Origin of the sequence: Kitasatospora sp. NPDC051853 (assembly GCF_044452665.1) — a bacterium.
Taxonomy (GTDB): Bacteria; Actinomycetota; Actinomycetes; order Streptomycetales; family Streptomycetaceae; genus Kitasatospora.
On sequence record NZ_JBITBY010000012.1, the window covers coordinates 177,338 to 197,824 of the forward strand.

Sequence of the window (20,487 nt, forward strand, 5' to 3'; positions counted from 1 at the left end):
TCACTCCTGGGGCTCCTCCGCGGCGGGGAGGGGGCGGCGGACGGTCAGTTCGCGGCTGCCCTCGGGGCGGGCGGTGATGCGGTAGTCCCAGGCCCGGCCGGATTCGGGGGAGGCGGCCAGGCGGACGCCGACCTCGGTGGGGCGGTTGCCCGGCCCCAGGTAGGTGGACTCCTCGATGGTGCGCAGCTGCTGCTCGGGGTCGCCGGTGAGGTCGAAGGACTGACGCAGCGGCAGGCCCGGGCCCTCGCCGGAGACGGTGAGGTGCAGCTTGCCGACCGGCGGGAGCCCCTCCTGGAGGAGGGGGCGGGCCGCGGCCGCGGCCTCCGCCATGGCGGCGGTGACCAGTTCGTTGGCCGGGCCGGTGTCGGTCCAGGTCTCCCGGTGGACGTCGTACGGGTCCTGGGCGGGCCAGCCGTCCTGGGCCCCGGCGACCAGGTCGTCCAGGGTGACGGGGCCCTGGGCGGACTTCCGCTCGACGTAGTCGAGGACCTGGCGGAGCTCCTCGCCCTTGAGCGGCGTGCCGGACGGCTTGCCGAGCAGGTCGCCGAGGAGGGCGGAGGTGGCGGTCGAGGAGCCGCCGGAGAGTTGGACCAGCCGGTCGGCGGCCCGTACGTGCGCGGTGCCGCTCTCGGTGGCGGTGGTGAACTCCCCGCCGTAGGCGGCCTGTCCGACCCGGAGGGTGCCCAGCAGCCGCTCGCGCTCGGCGGGCGTGGCGGTGGTGTGGTCGAACGGTCCGTCACCCCCGGACAGGGTCCGGTGCACGTCGTCGAGCAGGCCGGAGTCGCCGGTGGAGCGGAGTTCGCCGCCGTGGTGGTCCGGGGTGAAGGCGAGGTAGGAGTCGGACGGCAGGTCGACCTTGGTGGTGTCGGCCAGCGGGACGTCGACGGTGAAGGGGATGATGCCGGTCTCCTTGACCGGGTTCTGCTTGCCGTCGAAGAGGGTCAGCTCGACCTCGGCGTGGCCCTGGTAACGGGCCATCGGGACGGGGTACTTGCCGTTGGCGATCACCTGGCCGGCGTCGCCGTGGGTGCCGCCCTCGCGCCAGAACCGCTGGGCCCCGCCGGTGAGGGCCGGGTTGTGGGTGACGTCCCCGGTGATCCGGGCGCCGACCAGGCCCTGGGCGCCGGCGTTCTTGGCGGACGGGTCCGAGTGGACGGTGCCGGAGGAGAGGGAGTTGGCCGGGCTGGACTCCGAGGCCTTGTCGGTGTCCAGGTGTTCGAGGGAGACGATCTTCATGCCGACCTCGACCCCCTTGCCGCCGCCGAGCGTGATCCGCTTGGTCGGGACGGTGGCGGAGACCTCGGTGCCCTGGGTCGCGGTGGTGAACAGCGCGGAGAGCTGGCTGTGCGAGGTGGCCCCGCCGACCAGCGGTGCCATCTCGTCCCAGGTCTTCCTGCCGAAGAACTCCGGGCCGCGCAGCCGTGCCAGGTCCTGCACCCCGCCGACGTCGCCGAGGAACCGCAGCACGTCACCGTCCTTCAGGCCGCCCTCCCAGACCCGCTCCGGCGGGACGCGGACCTCGGTGGTCGCGGGCGCGTCGGGTGACAGCGTCCGGGGCGGCTTCGCGGGGGCGGTCGTCGCGTCCTCGGTGGCGGGCTTGCCGACCGGTACGGTCTCGCCCGTCTCCACGATGGTCTCGAAGCCGATCGCCGCCGTGCGCTGCTGGTGCACCGAGGGACCGATCAACGGCCGCCTGGTCATGGTGAACTGGAGCTCCGCCTCGCCCCGGTAGGCGCTGCCGGGCAGCTTGGCCTTGGTGGCGGAACCGGCCGAGGTGCTGGTGGTGCTGCCGTCCGTGTGCTCCTGGCCGCGGCCGCCGGTGCCGGTCAGACCGGCCGTCACCGAGACGGGCGTGTTCGGGACCGGGACCGCGGCCGTGACGCCGAGCAGGCCCTGGTGCCCGTGGGCGGTGCCCTTGCTGTCCGCGAAGGTCCGCTGGACGTCGGTGCCGGTGTTGAACTCGGTGGTGCCGGAGTCGCCGAGGTGCTCCATCCGGTCGCGGAGCACGGCGCCGACCCGGACGGTGGTGCGGCCGTGGTGCACCACGATCTCGTCGCCGGCGGTCATGCCCTTGAGCCGGGCCTGGAGCTTGTCGGGGGTGAGCTCGGCGTCCAGCTTGGTGCGCAGGCCCGGCCAGTCGCTGCCGAACGGGTTGCTCCCCACCTTCGGCCCGCCGTCGGACCTCCCGAAGGAGGGGAGCAGCGAGTTCGGCTTCCAGCCGGACTCCACCTGGGTGAGGAGCGATTCGCCCAGCGTCGGCCGGGGGGCGGGGGTGGCCGGGGCCTTGCCGTCCGTGGTGGTGTCGGCCTTGGCGGGGGTCGGGTCCGGGAGGGCGTGGACGTCGGTGACGATCGCGGAGGAGTCGAGGCGCCGTCCCTCCACGAAGCCCTTGGGCTGGGTGGTGGTGGGCCGGTCGACCGGGCCGGAGACCGGCTCGGCGTCGCGGGTCGGGACGGCCACCCGGGCCACCGTGTCGACCTGTTGGACGTGCGTGCCGTCGTTCACCCCGAGCCGGGTGAACTCCACCTTCACGTCGTAGGCGGTGTTGACGTCGAAGAAGACGGCCGGCTCGACGTGCTTGCCGCGGTTGGAGGCCGAGCCGACGGTCTCGGAGCCGTGGCCGTAGGTGCGGTCCATCCGGTAGGTGTAGCCACCGGTGACGTCCACGATCGGGGCCCGCATCCGGAGCAGGCCGCCGCCGTCGAGGCGCTCGCGGCCGTCCCGCAGGTTGCCCTGTCCGCGCGAGGAGCGGCTGCCCGACTCGAACTCGTACTTGTCCGCCTTGGAGTGGTAGGTCGAGTCCTGCAGCCGTGCGGCGACGGTGACTTCGGCCTTCCAGGTGGTGCCGGAGACGGTCTCGGTGATCTGCCCGCCGCGGGTGAGCTGGGAGAGCTTGGTCTTGAGCGCGACCCGGTCGAGGGACGCGTCGAGCTTCTGCTTCACCTCGTCCGAGGGCTCGCCGTACTTGTTCCGGACCGCGTCCTCGACCGAACTGCGCACCTTGTCGGCGCCGTTGAGGCTGTGCACCACGTACGAGGCGTTCAGCTCGTGCTGCTCGCGCATCCGGCGGGGCGCGAGGTGGGTCGCCTCCGGCGGTGCCGGCTTGACCCCTTCGGCCGGCGGCTTGCTCCCCCCGGCGGGCTCGGCCGGGCGCTTGAAGTCGACCGTGCCGTCCTCGGTGCGCGGCGCCTGGACCTTGACGGTGTCCCGGGCGTCCAGGCCGACCTCGACCTTGAGCGGGGCCGAGGTGTCGGACTTGCCGCCGGAGATCTCGCCGGGCCGGCCGAAGTGCACGTCCACCGTCAGCCCGGCGCCGTAGATCACCTGCGGCGCCGAGTACTTGCCGTTGGCGTACACCCGGTCGGCCTGCCGCCCCTGCGCACCGGCCCGGTCGCGCTGCTGGCCGTTGACGCCGCCGATCAGGTCGGCGCCGGGGGCGCCGGGCGTGGGGCGGGCGACGGTGCCGCCGAACTGGCCGTTGACGAGGGCGGTGCGGGAGAGCAGTTGGCGGTCGACGTGGAAACTGCCGGTCTCGTTCACGGTGTTGAGCTCGGCCTTGCCGTCCTCACGGCGGTAGGTCATCGAGTCGACCCGGGCGGTCGCGGTGACGACCAGGTCCTCCTTGCCCGGGATCTTGATCTCCAGCGGCTCGCCCCGGGTCATGCCGGTGAGCTTGGCGGCGAGGTTGGGCTGGCTGAACCCTTGCAGGACCTGCTCCCTGACGGAGTCCCAGTCCTTGCCGAACCGCTCCCGGCCCTGGGCGTCCACCGCCTGGCGCAGCGCGGCGGTGCTCTCCAGGTCGCGGACCACCACGGTCTCGCCGAGGCCGCCGCGGCCGTTGCCGCCGCGCCAGACCGAGTCGGGCGGGCTGGTGACCTCGTGGGTGGGCGCGGGGGTGCTCTCGTCGGTCCTGGGTGCGGGGGTGGTGTCCTCGGTCTTGGGGGCGGGGGTGGTGGTGTCGGCGCGGTCGACCAGGAGCTTGACGTCCGCCGTGCCCGCCGTGTGGGTCTCGGGCTTGCCGTTGAAGGTCATCTCGAACTGCACCGGGCCCTCGTAACGGACGCCCGGCACCTTGGACTTGCTGGTCAGCTGGGAGGTCCGGCTGTCACCGGAGATCTCGACGTGGTCCCGCCCGAGCCGCCCGGCGCCGCCTCCGCCGAACAGGGCCGGCCCCGGCCGCAGCGCACCCGCGAGCCCGAACTGGCCGGCGTTGCCGCGGTTGCTCGCGGTGCTGCGGACCTGCTGGACGGAGGTGCCGATGTTGAACTCGGTCTCCTTGGTGGTGCCGGTCTGGCGCAGGTCGCCGACCTTCGCGCTGATCTCGACCGAGCCGATGGTCCTGCCGTGCCGGTCCTTGAGGGTCACGGTGCTGGGCTCACCGGCCGTCATGCTCTTCAAGTCCCGCTGGAGCCGGGGGAAGTCGACCTCGGAGAGGACCTTCTCCCGCATCGCGGGCCAGTTCTTGCCGAACTCCTGCTGCGCCGCCTTCTCCACCTGGTCGAGCAGCGCCTCGACCGGTTGCTTGCCGCTGGGGCCGCCACCGTGCGGGGAGAGGTCGAGCACGATCTCCTGGCCGCCGACCCGGCCGTCGAGCAGGCGCTGCGGGGGCGTGCGCAGCTCGCCGACCGCGTCGCCGTCGGGCCGCTGCGGCACCGCGACGTTCAGGCTGAGGTCCACCTTCTCGGTGTGCCTGCCGGAGGAGTCGGTGGTGACGGGCTGGTGGTCGTGGCGCAGCGAGCCGAAGTCGAGCTCCAGTGCCATCTTGGTCTCGAACACGTCGGCGGGCTCGGAGGTCTTGGAGCGCGCCACCATGCCGCCGAGGTCGAGGTTGACCTCGCCCTGGCCGCGGTCGTGGAAGTACGAGGCCAGCTCCGCACCCTCGGCGCCCGCACCGGCCTGGCGGGTCTGGACGCCGATGTTGAACTGCCACTGCGAGTCCCGGCCGCCGCCGAGGGCGACGGTGCGGTCGGCGCCGTTCTCGAACTCGATCTTCTCGGTGCGCAGGTGGGTCGACTCGGTGACCTCCCCGCGGAGCTTGATGCTGCCGCTCCAGCCGTTGCCGTCGAGCGGGACCGTCCAGGTCTCGCCCCGGGAGAGGGCGCTGAGCATCGGCCGCAGGGTCGCCGGGCCGAAGTGGGCGTCGGCGAACGCCCGGGCGGCGGCGCGGTCACCGGGCACGACGCCGGTGAGGACGTCGATCACCTTCTGCCGGACGGCCGCCTCGTTGCCGGTGAGGCCGACCACCAGGTCGTTGCCCGCGATCGGCCGGGGGCCGGGGGTTTCGGCGGCGGGCGTCTTCGGCTCGGCCTCGGGGGGCGTGGCGGGCTTCTCGCCGGGCTCCTCGGGCTTGACCTCCGGCTCCTTGGCCTCCGGCTCCTTGGTCTCGGGTTCCTTGACCTCGGGGGCGGGGTCCTTCGGGGGAGTGGGCTCGTCCTTCTTCTGCTCGGCGGTGGGGTCCTCGGCCTTGACCTCGGGGGTGGGGTTGGGAGTCGGGGGGACCGCCGGTGCGTGGACGGGCGGCGGCTCGCTGCCGTCGTAGTGGTTGCCCCGGTGGTACACCGTCACCTGCTGCCCGTCGGGCGGGCCGAAGATCGCCAGCGGGATGCCGTCGTGGTCGAGCACCCGCATCCGGAGGTCGAGTGCATGGGCCGCCGCAGCGGGCAGCATCTCGCCCTCGGTGGTCAGCCAGCGGTTGCGCCAGTCGCGGACGGTCCGCAGCAGCGCGTCCCGCTCCTCGGGGGTGGGCGGCGGGGTGTTCTCGGCGAGGTGGTCGCCGACGATCTGCCGCAGGTCGTCGAGCGGCATCCCGACGTAGCCGTCCCGGACGTCCCGGGGGAGGTAGTCGAGCAACTCGTTCGCTGTCAGGTCCGGGCGGCCGAGCTGGTGGTTGCGGTAGTTGGCGACCACCTCCGGGGGCCACTGGTCCCGGGGCAGGTCGGTGAAGTGCCGGTCGACCGCCGACTGCAGCCGCCGCGACGGGCTCACCGCGCCCGTGCCGTGCGTGCCCGGCAGCCCGGGGGCGCTCACGGCCAGGGAGTTGAGCAGGCAGAGGCCGTCGCCGGTCACCGGCACCCGGGGGCCGGGCGGCGGGAAGGTGGCGTCGGAGGTGGCGGGCGGGGCGGCCGGGGGGACGTGGGTGGTCTCGGGGGTGGCGGTCGAGTTGGTGGTCGTGGTCGTCGCCGGGGTCTCCTCGGCGGTCTTCGCCGGCTGGTGCTCCTGGGCCGGGGCATGGGTCGGTGCCGGGGTGGCGGGGGCCTCGGAATCGACCCGGCCCATGAACTCCCGGAAGCCGTCGTACACCTGATCGTCCGTCGGCGCGGGGCGGCGCGGCGTGCGCTCGGGGCCCGGCTTGAGGGAGCCGCCGGAGGGCGTGGTGGTGGGGGTGGTCGTGGGCGTGGTGGGCCGGGAGGGGGCCGGGGTCGGTTCGGCGGGGCGGGTGTTACCGCCGCCCCGGTTGCCGGTCGTTCCGGTGCCGTGGCCGCCGACCGGTCCGGTGACGAAGCCGCCCGGGGCCGGCGGGGTGACGGCGGGGTTCTGGGAGGTGGTGGACGGCGAGGGTTCGGGGGTGACCCGGCCGGTCACCACCGGCTCCGGTTCGTTGCGGGTGGGCGACTGGCCCCCGGAGATCCGGGTGCCGCCGTCGAGGGTGGTGTGACCACCGCCGAGGGCCCCCGCGAGGTTGGGGACCGAGGGGGAGCCGACGCGCTGCTGCGACGACAGGTCCGAGGACTCGGTCAGGGACTCGCGTACGGGGGTGGCCGTGTGTGCGACGGGCGCGGGGGTGGGGACGGACTGCTCGTGCACGGGCGAGGCGGGCCGGGAGACGGTCGGCTCGGCCGGCTGCTCCTGCCGCTGCACGGTGGTCTCGGAGCTGCCGCGTTCCGCGACGGGCTGGTGGACCGGTTGGGGCGTGCTCTCCTGCACGGACGGGCGAGGGCCCGGGTCGTGAGAGACCGTCGGTTCGACGGGGCTGCGCTGGAGGGCGGGCTCCTGGGACGTCACGGGGGCGCTGTCGGTACGGGTGAGCTGTGCCTCGTGGACGGTGGTGGGCTGGTCCTGACGGAGGGTCGGCTCCGAGTGGCTGCGCTGGAGGACGGGCTCCTGGGGTGTCACGGGGGTGCTGTCGGTGCGGGTGAGCAGGGGTTCCTGGCGGACCGTCGGTTCGACGGGGCTGCGCTGGAGGGCGGGCTCGTGGGCCGTGACCGGGGTGCTGTCGGTGCGGGTGAGCTGTGGCTCGTGGACGGTGGTGGGCTGGTCCTGACGGAGGGTCGGCTCCGAGTGGCTGCGCTGGAGGGTCGGCTCGTGCGCCTGGACCTGCTCGCGCGGGGTCGTGACGGGGGAGTCCGAGCGGGTGGTCACCGACTCCTGGCGCGGCACGGCCGCGTGCATCTGGGTGGGCTCCGCGGGCACCGAGTGCTGGGCCGTGGGGTCGAGGGAGCGCGTCGTGCCGCTCACCGTGTGTTCGGCGGCGGGCGTGTGCCGGCCGACCTCCGTGCGGGAGAACGTCGGTGACGAGGGTTCACTCAGGGAGCGGCTCGATCCGAACGGCGTCAGGCCGTTCACCCGCGACTCGCCCGAGGTGGTGCCGGGGCTGCTGCTCGGCCGGCCCTCGATCGTGCCGTGCGTGCCCGTGCCCGTACCTGTCCCCGAGGTGGAGCCGTTGCCGCCGTCCAGCGATCGGCTGGTCGAACCGCCGCCGCTACCACCGCCGCCCTCGCCGCTCGGGCCGTGGTAACTGCCCTCCACCGAGCGGGGCGTGGGCTTGGCGAAGGTGGGCCGGCCGTCGTCGCCGTCGAGGGAGCGGGTGCCCGCCGTGTCCACGTGCGGGAGGTCGCCGGCCTTGGGGGCGTTGAGGTGGCCCTTGATCGCCGAGGAGCCGGCGTGCAGGCCCGCGCCCGCACCGCCGGAGAGGCCGGAGCCGAGCAGGGACTCGCTGTCCACCTTGCCGGTGGTGATGAGCTGGGTGGAGACGTCCGCGCCGACGCCGACCGCCGCGCCGGTGGCCACCTTCCCGACGGTGGAGTTGAGCGCGCGTTCCGCGCCGAGCTTGGCGCCGGCTCCGCCGATGCCCTTGCCGATGAGGTGGGCGGAGGCCCCGCCGACCGCGCCGCCGAGCGCGTTCTGGCCGAGCTCCTTCATGTCGAGGCCCTTGCGGTGGCCCTCGGCGATCTGGATGGTCTGGGCGAGCAGGTTGATCGCGGCCATCTGGGCGGCCTGCTTGGCCGCCATCTCGATCATTTCCTTGAGCAGGGTCTTGAGGATGGTGCTGACCACCGTGCGGCTGGCCGCCACCATCACGGGCACCTGGAGCAGTGAGGCGCCCGCCGTGAACGGGGCCTCGGCCTCGGCAGTGGCGATCTCGAAGGCGAGGATGCCGAGTTGGGCGATGATCTGGATCTTCGCGGTCTCGGCCGAGTTGGCGATCTGCTCCAGCATGTCGCCCATGCCGTTGAGCGAGTTGACCGCGCCGGGCAGGAAGCCGGGCTCCTCGGGGGTGCCCTTCCCGGTGGCGTACTGGGCCCAGTACGCGGCCAGGGCCTCGGCGGCGGGGCCCTGCTGTCCGTCGAGCGCGCGTTTGACCGCGGCGTCGGAACTCCCCGTGGCGTCCGTCAGGTCCGCGGCGGCGTCGCGGCAGCGTTCGGCCATGTCGCGGAGCAGGTCCTCGTCCGCTTCGGGCCAGCGGCAGCCGGCCAGCAGCAGGAGCACCCACTGGAGGGGCTCGGGGAGTTCGACGGCCATCGGGTCAGTGCCTTCCGCTCTGCGAGGTCCGCGCGGTCGCCGGGATGTGCACGGGGTTGTTCACCGGGGCGTCCTGCAGGGCCGGTGCCGCGGGTATCGCGATTTCGGTCGCGTCCAGGGTCTCCAAGGTGGAGACGATCCCCTCCTCCGCTCCGTCGTAGCCCTCGGCCATCGCCTTCATGCCCTCGGCGATGCCCTTGAGTGCGTCGGGCAGGCTCTTGACGACCTCGAGGGTGTCCTTGCTGAACTTGAGGTAGCCCTCGTCGCCCTCGGCGAACTTCTTCCCGGAGTCGTCGTTGCCCCAGGGGTTGGTCGCCTCGGCCGGCGGCAGGAAGGCGCTCAACCCGGCGTACAGCGCCCGGACTTGCTCGGCGGCGGCGAGGAGGGGGGAGACCGCCGCGCGGTACTGCTCCGGATTGACCTGGAATCCCTGACCGGCACCGCTCCCGCCGCTCTCGGACGCCACGGCGGTGCGTCTCGCCGCCTGGACCGCGTCCCGCCGGACCGGCTCGTCGTTGCTCATGGTGTTCCTCCGTCGGCAGCGTGGGCACCGGGCGCACCGCCGGGTGCCCGGCACGTCCACAGCGCGCGAAACTAGCCCGCGCGGATGGCCGCCACATGACGGGCCGGAGGCCCGCAGGCGTCCGTGGGGATGACGGCGTGATGGGGCGTCAGATCGGGTGGGGCGCGGCACCGGCTGCTGCGGGCGGAGGACCTCGCGGCAGCGGCGGCGGCAGCGTCCGGGGGCGGCCCGTCTTCCGCCGGATGTTTGAGTCTGGTGGTTTGAGTTTGATAGCGTTCGATTGTCGTCGCGGGCCCCGCCGCACCCGGCCGTCACATGGGAGTGTCGGCCGGTCGGGGTGCCGTGGGCGGCGTGCTGGTGGCGGCCGTTGAGGGTCGGTCCGTCACCGGGGAGGCCGGTGCGCCCCCTCCGTTCGTCGGGGGGCGTCACCGGCCTCGTTGGTGAGGGGGCGTCAGGAGGCCTGGGCGGTCGCGGTGGTGCCGGGGGCGACGGTGACCGTGGCGTAGCTGTAGGTGGTGCCGTCGACGGTCCTGGTGGAGACGGGCTTGGCGACGCCGTTCACGGTGATGGTGGAGACGGTGCCGGGGAAGCGGGCCTCCCAGGTGTAGGTGTCGGGGCCGGCGGTGTTGGTGAGGGTGGACTTCGTGGCGCCGTCGTGGCGCAGGGTCAGGGAGTTGGCGCCCAGGCACAGGTCGGAGACCTGCAGCCAGCCCATGCCGGTGGGCAGGTGGGAGGCGGTGGCCAGGGTGCGGGCGGGGGCGTTGGGCTCGACGCCCATCAGGCCCTCGACGGTCTGGCTGACCAAGGTGAAGGAGACCTCGGGGTAGTCGCCGTTGTTGCCCTGGGCGGCGACGGGGTGCTTGTCGTCGCGGCGGTCGTAGACGTACTGCATCCACTTCCATGCGGTGTCGTTGCGGTTGTAGGCGAAGTAGGTGTCGGGCAGGTAGGTGATCGCCTCGATGTTGGCGGGCTTGCCGGCGCCGCTCGCCTGCTGGTCGACGTAGTCGAGGTAGGCGTCGTTGCGGGTGCCCGGCGCGGTGATCCTCTTCATCGGCATGAACCAGCTGTTCTCCTTGCCCCAGCCGGTCGAGGCCGTGCCGGAGGTGGAGTAGCCGCGGACCATCGCCGCGCCCGAACCCGCGCCGCTCCAGGTGGAGTTGAAGTAGCCCTTGAGGTCGGCGGCCTTCTGGGCGTACTGCGCGGCGAGCGCGGAGTCGCCCTTGCTCCCGGCCAGCGCGGCCATCGCCAGGAAGGCCTGGTACTGGGAGCCGATGGAGTCGCCGGCCTCGGCGAAGTGGTCGTCGCCGAGCTCCTCGTAGCTGGCGGAGCCGGAGAAGATGCCGAGCCCGGTGCCCTCGGCCACGCCGTTCGGCTTGGCGGAGTCGTGCAGCTCGACGAACTCCTTGGTGGCGTGCCGGTAGAAGTCCCACAGGGCCGTGTCGTCGACGTAGGAGGGGTCGCCGCTCCAGCGGTAGGCCTTGTCGGCCTTCTCGACCAGTTCGAAGGCGGCGGGGACCTCGCGGACGAAGGAGTCCGGGTTGGTGTAGTCGATGGACAGGTAGGTCCGGTTGTCGAAGTTGAGCGCCCAGACCGGGTAGTACTTGTGCTCCGGGGTGGCCGAGGCGGCGAAGGCGCGGAGCATGGTGAGGTTCTCGTCGTTGAGGCCGAGGACCGAGGCGCCGGCCACCTGGTGGGCCATGTCGCGGGAGTAGTAGGCGCTGCGGTGGGCGTAGCCGGCCCAGTAGGAGGCCTCGTAGGTGGCACTGCCCGCGCCGGAGGGGTGGTTCTCGTCCACGTTGAGCGGGCCGTTGGTGCCGGGCACCTGGACCCAGCTGTTGGCCTTGCGCTTGGCCCAGTCGAAGAGGGCGGCCGCCTTGGGGTCGGAGGAGGTGACCACCGGGTCGGCCGGGGCGGCGGGGGAGAGCATCAGGTCGTCGACGTTGACCCAGGCGGTGCCGGACTCGAAGGCGATCTCCACGCTGTCCCCGGCCTTCACGGGCACCCGGCTGACGGTGTAGCGGGCGTAGGTGGAGCGGCTGGGCAGGGCGACGGTGCCGGCGGTGGCGCCGTTCACCCGGACGGTGAAGGAGGCACCGGTGCCGCCGGTGGCGATCCAGGCGGTGACGTCGAAGCTGCCGTCGGCTATCGGGGTGACGGTCTGCCAGATCTTCTTGCCCGCGCCCGCGTCCAGGTAGGCGAGCCGGGTGCCGAAGTGCGGGTTGTTGGTGGCGGTGCCGGTGCCGGCGGTGAAGTTCCAGGCGGTGGTGCCGAGTTCGAAGCCGGGGTTGGTGACCGTGAGCGGGGCGCTGCGGTGGGCGGCGACGTCGTCGACGTTGACCCAGGCGGTGCCGGACCCGAAGGCGACCTCCACGCTGTCGCCGGCCTTCACGGCCACCCGGGGCACGGTGTAACGGGTGTAGGCGGCGTTGCCGGGCAGGGCCACGGTGCCGGCCGTGGCCCCGTTCACCCGGACGGTGAAGCTGCCGCCCGCGCCGCCGGTGGCGATCCAGGCGGTGAAGTCCAGGGTGCCGGCCGTGCTGGGGGTGACGGTCTGCCAGATCTTCTTGCCCGTGCCCGCGTCCAGGTAGGCGAGCCGGGCGCCGGTGCGCGGGTTGTTGGTGGCGGTGCCGGTGCCGGCGGTGAAGTTCCAGGCGGTGGCGCCCTGTTCGAAGCCGGGGTTGGCCAGGGCGGGCGGCGGGGTGGCGGCGGCCGCGGTGGGGGCGGTCGCGGTCAGCGGCGCGAGGGTCGCCAGCAGGGAGAGCGCGGTGAGCACGGTCAGGCGCGCGGGCCGGGTGGGGCGCATGCGGGAGCTCCGGTCTGAGGGGGCGGAAGGCGATGGGCGGACGCTAGCAGTCCGGATAGGACTTCCCCTAGTTTTGCAACATTGCGATGCCATATACGTCAGAAAGCTTCCATGAATACCTTGCAAGCAACTTTGCAAGGTTGCTAGCCTCCTGCCCCGTCGGCAACGGAGCCGGCTCCGAGCAAGTGGTCAAGGGGTTCTGACATGGACATAAGCCGTCGCGAAGTGCTGCGGGCCGGGGGAACGCTCGCCGTGGGCCTCGGTCTGTCCGGTGTGGCGGCCTGTGCCGGCACCGGTACCCCGAAGCCCGCCGCGAGCGCGGACGATCCCGGCTCCGCCACCAAGGGCGACATCTCGGTCTGGAGCTGGCAGGGCCCCGCCGCCCAACTCAAGGCGCTGGTGCCGGCGTTCAACGCGGTCTACCCGGACATCAAGGTCACCGTCCAGGACATCGGCAACCCGGCCATCTGGGAGAAGATCAACACCGGCATGGCGGCCGGCGGCGCCGGCCTGGCCGACGTCCTGCACATCGGCGTGGACTACCTGCCGAGCTACGTGGAGAAGTTCCCGATCGGCCTGGCCGACCTCGGCCCGCTCGGCGCCTCCCGCCACAAGGAGGCGTTCGCCCAGGGCCTGTGGGCCACCGTCGCCCCCCAGGGGCGCGTCAACGCCCTTCCCTGGGAGGCGAATTCGGGCGGCTTCTGGTACCGCGCGGACGTCTTCGAGCAGGCCGGGGTGGACCCGAACGCGCTGGACACCTGGGACGACGCGATCGAGGCCGGCAAGAAGATCAAGTCCAGGACCGGCAAGTACCTGCTGGGCATCGACAAGCCCGCCTCGCAGGCCGACGCCGCCAACTTCTTCCAGCTGCTGCTCCAGCTCCAGGGCGCCTTCTACTTCAACCTCGACGGCGCCATCACGCTGGACTCGCCCGAGGCCGTCAAGGCGATGACCGTCATCAAGAGGATGAACGACGCCGGGCTGGTCTCCGACCTGGCCGGCGGCTGGACCGCCCTGATCGGCTCCATCAAGCAGGGCACCGCCGCCGTGCTGCCCTGGCCCACCTGGTTCGGCGGCGTGATCGAGGAGACCGTCCCCGAGGAGGCCGGCAAGTGGGCGGTCCGGCTGCCCCCGGCCATGCGGCGCGGCGGCTCCACCGCCGCCACCGTCAACTCCACCCACCTGGCGATCAACGGGAGCAGCAAGCAGCAGGCCGCCGCCTGGACCTTCATCGAGTACGTGCTCACCCGCCCCGAGTCCCAGGTCGCCATCTACCGCGGCAAGGGCATCGCCCCCGCCCTGCTCAAGGCCTACGAGGACCCGGTGTTCCACACCACCTCCCCCTTCTTCCGCGAGCAGCGCAAGGGCGAGGTCTTCCTGGAGGCGCTCAAGGCCCCCTCCCCGGCCTTCAACTACACCTCCGACTACGCCCGCGCCCTCAAGGTGGTGACGGACGCCCAGACCAAGGTGCTGCTCAAGGGTGCCGACCCGGCCGAGGTGCTGCGCAAGGCGGCCGACCAGCTCGCCCAGCAGTCGGGGCGCAAGCTGGTCAGGTGAACCCGTGCCGAAGGCGGCGGACGCCCCGGTGAGGAGGAGTCCGCCGCCGCGTGGTGCCGGCCTGGTGTCAGTGCCAGATCCACCGCTGGTTGGACCAGCCGTTGCGGTCCCAGAGCTGGACCTTGGTGCCGTTGTACTGGATGGTGTTGAGGTCCGCGTCGAGGACGCGGGCGTTCTTCTTGGTCTGCAGCGTCTGACCGTCCCAGATCCAGATCTGGTTGTCCCAGCCGTTGCAGTCCCAGAGCTGGACCTTGGTGCCGTTGCCCCCGATGGTGCCGAGGTCGGCGTCCAGGCACTTGTAGTTCTTCTCGGTCTGGATCCAGTAGTAGCCGACCGGCTGGCCGGAGACCGGGGTCCAGATCCAGGTCTGGTTCGACCAGCCGTTGCAGTCCCAGAGCTGGACCTTGGTGCCGTTGTAGTTGATGGTGTTGAGGTCGGCGTCCAGGCACCGGTTGTTGTAGCCGCTGGTCAGGGCCGTGGTGCGGTACTGGGTGGCGGCCAGGCCCGACGGGGCGGAACTGCCCACGACCGGGGGCGCCGGGGCGACCGCCGCCTCCGCGGTGGTGCCGCCCACCATGGCGATGGAGAGGGAGCTCAAGCCGGCCGCGATGCCGAGGCCGATCCGGAGTCTGGTCATCTGTGCCTCACAACGTTTCGTCGCGCGTGCTTCCTTGACCGGCAGCCGGGGGGAGGCTCTTCGGCCGTCCCCCCGACTGCCTCCTCCAAGGTATGAGCGGGATAAACACCGCACATGAGGCCGGAGTCCCGGCTTGGTCCCGGGACCGCTAGAGCTCCTCGTCCCGGGCGAACTCGTCCCACGGGACGTCCAGCAGACCCGGGACGGCCGCCGTTCCTGACGGGAGCTCAGGGGTGGGCTGGAACCAGATCACGGTCAGTCCGGACTCGTGCAGGTACCGGGGCAGCTCCGGGTCGACCGGCTCGGAGGTGAAGCGGCCGACGCAGGTGACGGCGGGCAGCAGCTCCACCGGCCCGAACGCGCGGCCCGGATCGCCCGTGAGCTCGCGCGGCGGCTCGACCAGGTACCCGGGGCGCCCGCCGGTCACGGCCTGCCTGCGCAGCCCGGCCAGCTTCAGGTCGTTGACGCGGCCACAGGGGTAGCCCTCCAGGAACCCGCCGTAGGTGGAGGAGAGCGTGACGGAGTGGAGCTCCACGGTGCGGCCGGAGTTGAGGACGAGTTGGGTCAGCGGCATGCGCCGCAGGCTAGCGCGGCGGCCCGGGACAGGGCGAACGCTTTCGCCCTGCGGTGGCGCCTCGTCCGACGACCGCTCAGGCGGTGGAGCGGCGTACGGGATAGCCCCAGCGCTCCAACGAGCGGACCACGGTCTGCGCGCCGATCGGGTTGGCGCTGTGGACGTGGACCGTGCCGATCCGGAACGGACGGCCGTGGAAGGCGGCCTCCTCCAGCAGCGTCACCACCGGCATGATGTCGTCCTCGCCGCCGAGGTCGTGGTCCAGCCAGAGCTCGTCCACGTACACCTCGCGGTGCTCCTCCAGCAGCCGGACGCCCTCGCGGCTGGTGCGGGCGATCCGGGTGGCCCGGGGGAGCGGCCGCAGGTCGTCGATGCCGAGGACGATGGGCGCGCGGGTGTCGTTCATGGCGGAATCCTTCCAGACCCCGTGGTGTCCCACGAGCGCATTTCCCCTGGACGTGGACGGGGCGGGCGCCTGATGGGCGGTCAGCCGCGGTCGACGCTGACCAGGCCCCAGTTCCCCGTGTTCGTCATGGCGTTCACGGTAGGGCCGTAGGGGAGTTGACGGACGGGGGATGACGGACGTCATCCCCCGTCCAGCGTCGGTTCCGTCAGCGCGGGGCGTGCAGGTAGGTGCGGGAACCCCGGGCCGGGTCCAGCGTGCCGGTCCAGGCGGAGGGGGCGAGCGCGGGCGGGACCTCGGTGAAGCCGTGCCGCTCGAAGAGCAGGCCGGAGCCGGTGGTGGCGGTGCAGACCGTGTGCAGGCCGATCCGCCGGGCCTCGGCGAGGACGGCGGCGACCAGGGCGCTGCCCAGGCCCGCGCCCTGGCGGCCGGGCCGCACGCAGAGGTTGTGCAGGACACCGGTGGCCGGCCGGCCCGGCTCGGGCGGGAGCGTCCGCAGCGCCGCGCAGCCGTCCACGGTGGAGCCGTCGGGGCCGGTCAGCAGCAGGAACTGAGCTGCCGTCAGCCGGTACTCGCGCGGGGTGCGCAGGCGCAGCTCGCCGGTCCGCATGAAGGGCCGGGAGAGGGCGTAGAGCTGGCCCGCGTCGGCCGGGACGGCGCGCCGGGGACGCGGCCGCAGGGCGGCGGGGGCGGCAGGCCGGACCGGGGCGGCGAGGGCGGTCATCGCAGGGCCGCCGCGAGCTGCTCGGTGGTGGTGACCACGCCGCACCGGCCGGCGATCCAGGCGAGCGCGCCCAGGTGCTGCTCCCGGCCGAAGTCGGCGGTGGCGTCGGCCACCACGAAGGCCTGGAGGTCGTGGCTCCAGGCGTCGGCCGCGGTCATCTGGACGCCGATGTGGGCGTAGACGCCGACGATCACCAGCTGGTCCCGTCCGGCCGCGGCCAGCTGCTCGGCCAGGTCCGTGCGGGCGAAGGCGCTGTACTTCCACTTGGTCACGTGCCCGTCCCCGGGCCGCGGCGCGACGGCCTCGGGCGAGGCGAGCGCGACCGGGTCGTCCGGCATGCCGGGGCCCCAGAAGTCGTACTGCAGGCCGCGCTGTTCGCGGCTCTGGCCGCCGCGCTGGTGCGAGTGGAGCACCGGCACCCCGGCCGCCCGGGCGAGGCCGAGCAGCCGGGCGGTGTTGGCCAGGGCCGGGGCGAGCGGCTCGGCCTCCGGGGCGAAGCGGGAGAGGAAGTGGTGCTGGAGGTCGTGGACCAGCACGGCGGCCCGGGCCGGGTCGACGGTCCAGGGCACCCGGGGTGCCGGGACGTCCCGCGGGCCGGGCAGCGGGTAGGGGGCGATGGTGGGAAGTGCCATGGCGGGGAGGGTCCTCACTCGGGGGCGTCGGCCGGAGACCACGGGGCGGCGGTGGAGCGCAGGTCCTTCTTGCTGACCTTGCCGATCCCGGTCTGCGGGAAGGCGTCGACGAACTCGATCCGGTCCGGCACCTTGTAGTCGGCCAGCCCGGCCGCCCGGACGAAGGCGCGCAGCAGGGCCGGGCGGGGGGCGTCCGCCCCCTGACGCAGGATCACGTACGCCAGGGTCCGCTCGCCCAGGTACTCGTCGGGCACCGCGACCACCGAGGCGTCGTGCACGGCCGGGTGGCCGAGCAGCACGTTCTCCACCTCCTCGGCGGCGACCTTCTCGCCGCCCCGGTTGATCTGGTCCTTGGCCCGGCCCTCCACCACCAGGTGGCCGGTGGGGGTGCGGCGGACCAGGTCGCCGGTGCGGTAGAAGCCGTCGGCGGTGAAGGAGCGGGCGTTGTGCTCGGGCGCCCGCCAGTAGCCGCGGATGGTGTACGGCCCGCGGGTGAGCAGGTGGCCGGTGCTGCCGTCGGGCAGGTCGCGGTCCTGGTCGTCGACGATCCGCACCTCGTCGTCGAGGTCGCTGATCGGGCGGCCCTGGGTGGTCAGGACGGTGAGCTCGTCGTCCTCGGGGCGGGTGTAGTTGACCAGCCCCTCGGCCATGCCGAAGACCTGCTGGAGCCGGCAGCCGAGCGCCGGGCCGAGGCGGCGGGCGGCCTCCTCGCTGAGCTTGGCCCCGCCGACCTGGAGCAGCTCCAGGCTGGAGAGGTCGTGCCCGGCCTGCGGGGCGGCGTCCGCCCAGGCCAGCGCGACCGGCGGCACCACGCCCGTGAGGGTGACCCGCTCGCGCGCGATCAGGGCCAGCGCGGTGCCCGGGCTCGGGTCAGGGGCGAGCACCACCCGGCCCCCGGCGAAGAAGGTGCCGAGCGAACCCGGCGAGCTGAGCGGGAAGTTGTGCGCGGCGGGCAGGGCGCACAGGTAGACCGAGGAGGGGCCCAGCCCGCAGATCCGGGCCGACTCGCGGACGCTGTAGAGGTAGTCGTCGTGGGCCCGGGGGATCAGCTTGGGCAGGCCGGTGGAGCCGCCGGAGAGCTGGAGGAAGGCGAGCGCGGTGGCGGCGGGCGGGTCGGCCACCGGCCGTGGCCGCTCGGCGCGCAGCTCGTCCAGGGGCAGGTGCGGGCCGGGCTCGCCGACCACGAAGACCTCGATCGGCTCGGCCAGGGCGGCCAGCACCTCGGAGGCCAACTGCCGGTGGTCGTACCCGGCGTGACGCTCCGGCACGAAGAGCGCCCTGGCCCCGGCGAACTCGCAGAAGTAGGTCAGCTCGGCGCGGCGGTGCGCGGGCAGCGCCATCACCGGCACCACCCCGGCCCGCAGCAGGCCGAAGAAGACCTCGAAGAACTCGGCGGTGTTGGGGAGCTGGAGCACCACCCGGTCACCCGGACGGAAGCCGCGGGCGAGCAGGCCGCTGGCGATCCGGTCCGCCCGGCGGTCCAACTCCGCGTAGCTCCAGTGCCGTTCGCCGTCGGTGAGGGCGATCCGGCCGGGGCGGTTGCCGGCGTGGCGGCGGATCATCCCGTCCAGCCGCTCGCCGGTCCAGTACCCGGCCGCCCGGTAGCGGGCGGTGGTGTCGGCCGGCCAGGAGCCGAGCAGGTCGGTGTCGTCCCCGGTGCCGGTCACGTGGCGTCCCCCAGGCCGACGGCGTGCAGGAAGGTGCCGAACTTGGCGGTGGTCTCGGCGAGTTCGGCCGCCGGGTCGGAGGCCTCCACCACACCGGCCCCCGCGAACAGGCGCAGCCGGTCCCCCTCGGCCTCGGCGCACCGCAGGGTCACCACCCACTCGCCGTCCCCGTCCGCGTCGCCCCAGCCGACCGCGCCGGTGTACAGGCCGCGGTCGAAGGGCTCCAGCTCGGAGATCAGCTCCCGCGCCCGGTCGGTCGGGGTGCCGCAGATCGCCGGGGTGGGGTGCAGTGCGAGCGCCAGCTCCAGGGCGGAGACGGACGGGTCGCGCAGAGTGGCGGTGATGGTGGTGGACAGGTGCCACATCGCGGCCGTCCGCACCAGGGTGGGCTGCTGAGGGACGGTCAGCTCCTCGCAGTACGGCTCCAGCACCCGGCGGATCGCGTCGGTGACGAAGGCGTGCTCGGCCAGGTCCTTGGGCGAGTCCAGCAGGGCGGCGGCCCGGCGGATGTCCTCGGCCAGGTCGGTGCTGCGGGCGGCGGAGCCGGCCAGCGGGTTGGAGACCACGGTGCGGCCCCGGCGGGAGACCAGCAGCTCCGGGCTGGCGCCGACCAGCGTCGCGGAGCCCCCGGCCGGGACGGCGAAGGTGTGGCCGCCCGGGTCGCGGTGGATCAGCCGGGCCAGCATCGCGGGCAGGTCGGCCCCGCCGGGCGCGGTCAGCTCCAGCGTCCGGGCCAGCACCACCTTGGACGGACCGGTCCCGGCCCGCATCCGGCGGACCGCCTCGGCCACCGCCTCCGCGTACAACGGCCCCTCGGGGACCGGGCGTTGGGCCCAGGCCGGGCCGGTGGCGGCGGTACCGCGCCGGGCCGGGAGCAGGAAGGCCGGGTCCTCGGCGGCCGGGCCGCCCCGGTGCACCTCGGCGGGTACGAACAGACGGGCCGGGCGGCCGGGGGCGAAGGGGATCGCGCCGACCAGCAGCGGGGTGCCGCCCAGGGCGCGGCGGGCCTCCCGCAGCGCCTCGGGGGCCTCGGCCGGATCGGTCACGTGGCGCAGCGCGCCGCGGGCCAGCAGGGTGGAGTGCGGGCCGGCGAGGAACGCCTGCTCCGGGCCCGGGCGGTAACCGGCCAGCAGGCCGCTCGGGGAGGGGGCGGCGGCGGGCTCGGTGGCGGCGGGGGCCTGGTAGGCCGTGGTCATGCTGCTCCGTTCTTCGTCCGGCGCGGCTTCGGTGCCGGAGGCGGGGAGGGGATGGGACGTGCGGTGGGGTGACGCCGTGTCAGGCCCGCAGCGTGGCGCCGCCGTCGACGTACAGGTCGTGCATGGTGATCTGCCGGGCGCGGTCGCTGACCAGGAAGGCGACGGCCTCCGCGACGTCCTCGGCGGCGCCGATCCGGCCGAGCGGGATGCCGACCCGGTAGTTGTCCGGGTCGCCGTCGAGCACGCGGCGCTCGCTCTGCTCGTCGGTCCAGAACTGGCGCTGCATCTCGGTGTAGGTGGAGCCGGGGGAGACCAGGTTGCACCGCACGCCGTCCCGGCCCAGCTCCAGCCCGAGCACCTTGGTGAACATCGCGGCGGCGGCCTTGGAGGCGGCGTAGGCGGCCATCCTGGTACGGGGCACCCCGGCCGCGTTGGACCCGACGGTGACCACCGAGCCGGAGCCGCGGGCGGCCATCCGGCGGCCGACGGCCCGGCAGGTGTGGAAGACGCCGGTGGTGTTGACCGCGAAGGTCTCCGCCCAGTCCTCGTCGGTGAGTTCGACCACCGGGGCGGGGCGCAGGATGCCGGCCACGTTCACCAGGATGGAGATCGGCCCGGTCTCCCGCTCGACCCGGTCGACCATCGCCTCGACGGCGGCGCCGTCGGTGACGTCCAGGTAGGTCACGTCGTCGTGCGGGGTGCGGATGTCGGTGGCCACCACCCGGGCGCCCCGGTCGGCGAGCGCCCGGGCGACGGCCGCGCCGATCCCCCGCGCGGCCCCCGTCACCAGGGCGATCCTGCCGTCCAGTTCACGTATGTCCTCGGCCATGCCGCTGTCCCTCTCCCGGTGGTGGTGCTTCGGCGCACGGGCAGGGCGGGGCAAGCCGGTCCACTGGTCGGGCGCAGCAGTTAGGTTAGCCTAACCGAACTGTTTTCGGGTGATCGGGGCGGACGGGGTGTGACGTGGCCTGATCCGCCGTCAGGGGCGGGCGCCGGTCGGTGCGGTCCGCGGCGCCGACCGTTCGTACGTCC

At 73.5% G+C, this 20,487-nt stretch carries 12 protein-coding genes; 1 reads left to right on the forward strand and 11 read right to left on the reverse strand.

The window, feature by feature from the left end:
• From ACIA8O_RS31105 to ACIA8O_RS31115, 3 genes are all read right to left on the reverse strand, one after another.
• On the reverse strand, window positions 1-8,739 hold the full coding sequence (locus ACIA8O_RS31105) for a hypothetical protein (protein WP_396297322.1): 8,739 nt from the start codon (window positions 8,737-8,739) through the stop codon (window positions 1-3).
• Between the two features lie 4 nt (window positions 8,740-8,743).
• Entirely contained in the window at window positions 8,744-9,262 is a 519-nt protein-coding gene (locus tag ACIA8O_RS31110) for a hypothetical protein (RefSeq protein WP_396297323.1), read from the reverse strand.
• A gap of 451 nt (window positions 9,263-9,713) precedes the next feature.
• Window positions 9,714-12,065: a hypothetical protein gene (locus tag ACIA8O_RS31115; protein WP_396297324.1), complete on the reverse strand. Its 2,352-nt coding sequence runs from the start codon at window positions 12,063-12,065 to the stop codon at window positions 9,714-9,716.
• 204 nt (window positions 12,066-12,269) lie between these two features.
• Between ACIA8O_RS31115 and ACIA8O_RS31120 the strand changes: the two genes are divergently transcribed.
• Entirely contained in the window at window positions 12,270-13,622 is a 1,353-nt protein-coding gene (locus ACIA8O_RS31120) for an ABC transporter substrate-binding protein (RefSeq protein WP_396297325.1), read from the forward strand.
• Between the two features lie 67 nt (window positions 13,623-13,689).
• Here ACIA8O_RS31120 and ACIA8O_RS31125 read toward each other — a convergent pair whose 3' ends face one another.
• The 8 genes from ACIA8O_RS31125 to ACIA8O_RS31160 form a co-directional block, all read right to left on the reverse strand.
• On the reverse strand, window positions 13,690-14,259 hold the full coding sequence (locus tag ACIA8O_RS31125; RefSeq protein WP_396297326.1) for an RICIN domain-containing protein: 570 nt from the start codon (window positions 14,257-14,259) through the stop codon (window positions 13,690-13,692).
• 148 nt (window positions 14,260-14,407) lie between these two features.
• A complete protein-coding gene (locus ACIA8O_RS31130; RefSeq protein WP_396297327.1) occupies window positions 14,408-14,833 on the reverse strand; it encodes a hypothetical protein in 426 nt (141 codons plus the stop codon).
• A gap of 76 nt (window positions 14,834-14,909) precedes the next feature.
• The gene (locus ACIA8O_RS31135) at window positions 14,910-15,239 is read right to left on the reverse strand and encodes a cyclic-phosphate processing receiver domain-containing protein (RefSeq protein ID WP_396297328.1); all 330 of its coding nucleotides are present in this window, start codon (window positions 15,237-15,239) and stop codon (window positions 14,910-14,912) included.
• 205 nt (window positions 15,240-15,444) lie between these two features.
• Entirely contained in the window at window positions 15,445-15,960 is a 516-nt protein-coding gene (locus ACIA8O_RS31140) for a GNAT family N-acetyltransferase (protein ID WP_396297329.1), read from the reverse strand.
• Window positions 15,957-16,592 carry an isochorismatase family protein gene (locus ACIA8O_RS31145; protein ID WP_396297330.1) on the reverse strand — a complete coding sequence of 212 codons (636 nt, stop codon included), beginning with the start codon at window positions 16,590-16,592 and terminating at the stop codon, window positions 15,957-15,959. The genes ACIA8O_RS31140 and ACIA8O_RS31145 overlap by 4 nt, the downstream gene beginning before the upstream one ends.
• A gap of 14 nt (window positions 16,593-16,606) precedes the next feature.
• A complete protein-coding gene (locus ACIA8O_RS31150) occupies window positions 16,607-18,259 on the reverse strand; it encodes a (2,3-dihydroxybenzoyl)adenylate synthase (RefSeq protein ID WP_396297331.1) in 1,653 nt (550 codons plus the stop codon).
• Window positions 18,256-19,455, reverse strand: coding sequence for an isochorismate synthase (locus ACIA8O_RS31155; protein WP_396297332.1), 1,200 nt, complete (start codon window positions 19,453-19,455; stop codon window positions 18,256-18,258). Before ACIA8O_RS31155 ends, ACIA8O_RS31150 begins: the two co-directional genes overlap by 4 nt.
• 79 nt (window positions 19,456-19,534) lie before the next feature.
• Window positions 19,535-20,284, reverse strand: a complete 750-nt coding sequence (locus ACIA8O_RS31160) for a 2,3-dihydro-2,3-dihydroxybenzoate dehydrogenase (protein ID WP_396297333.1) — start codon at window positions 20,282-20,284, stop codon at window positions 19,535-19,537.
• Window positions 20,285-20,487: the final 203 nt, after the last annotated feature.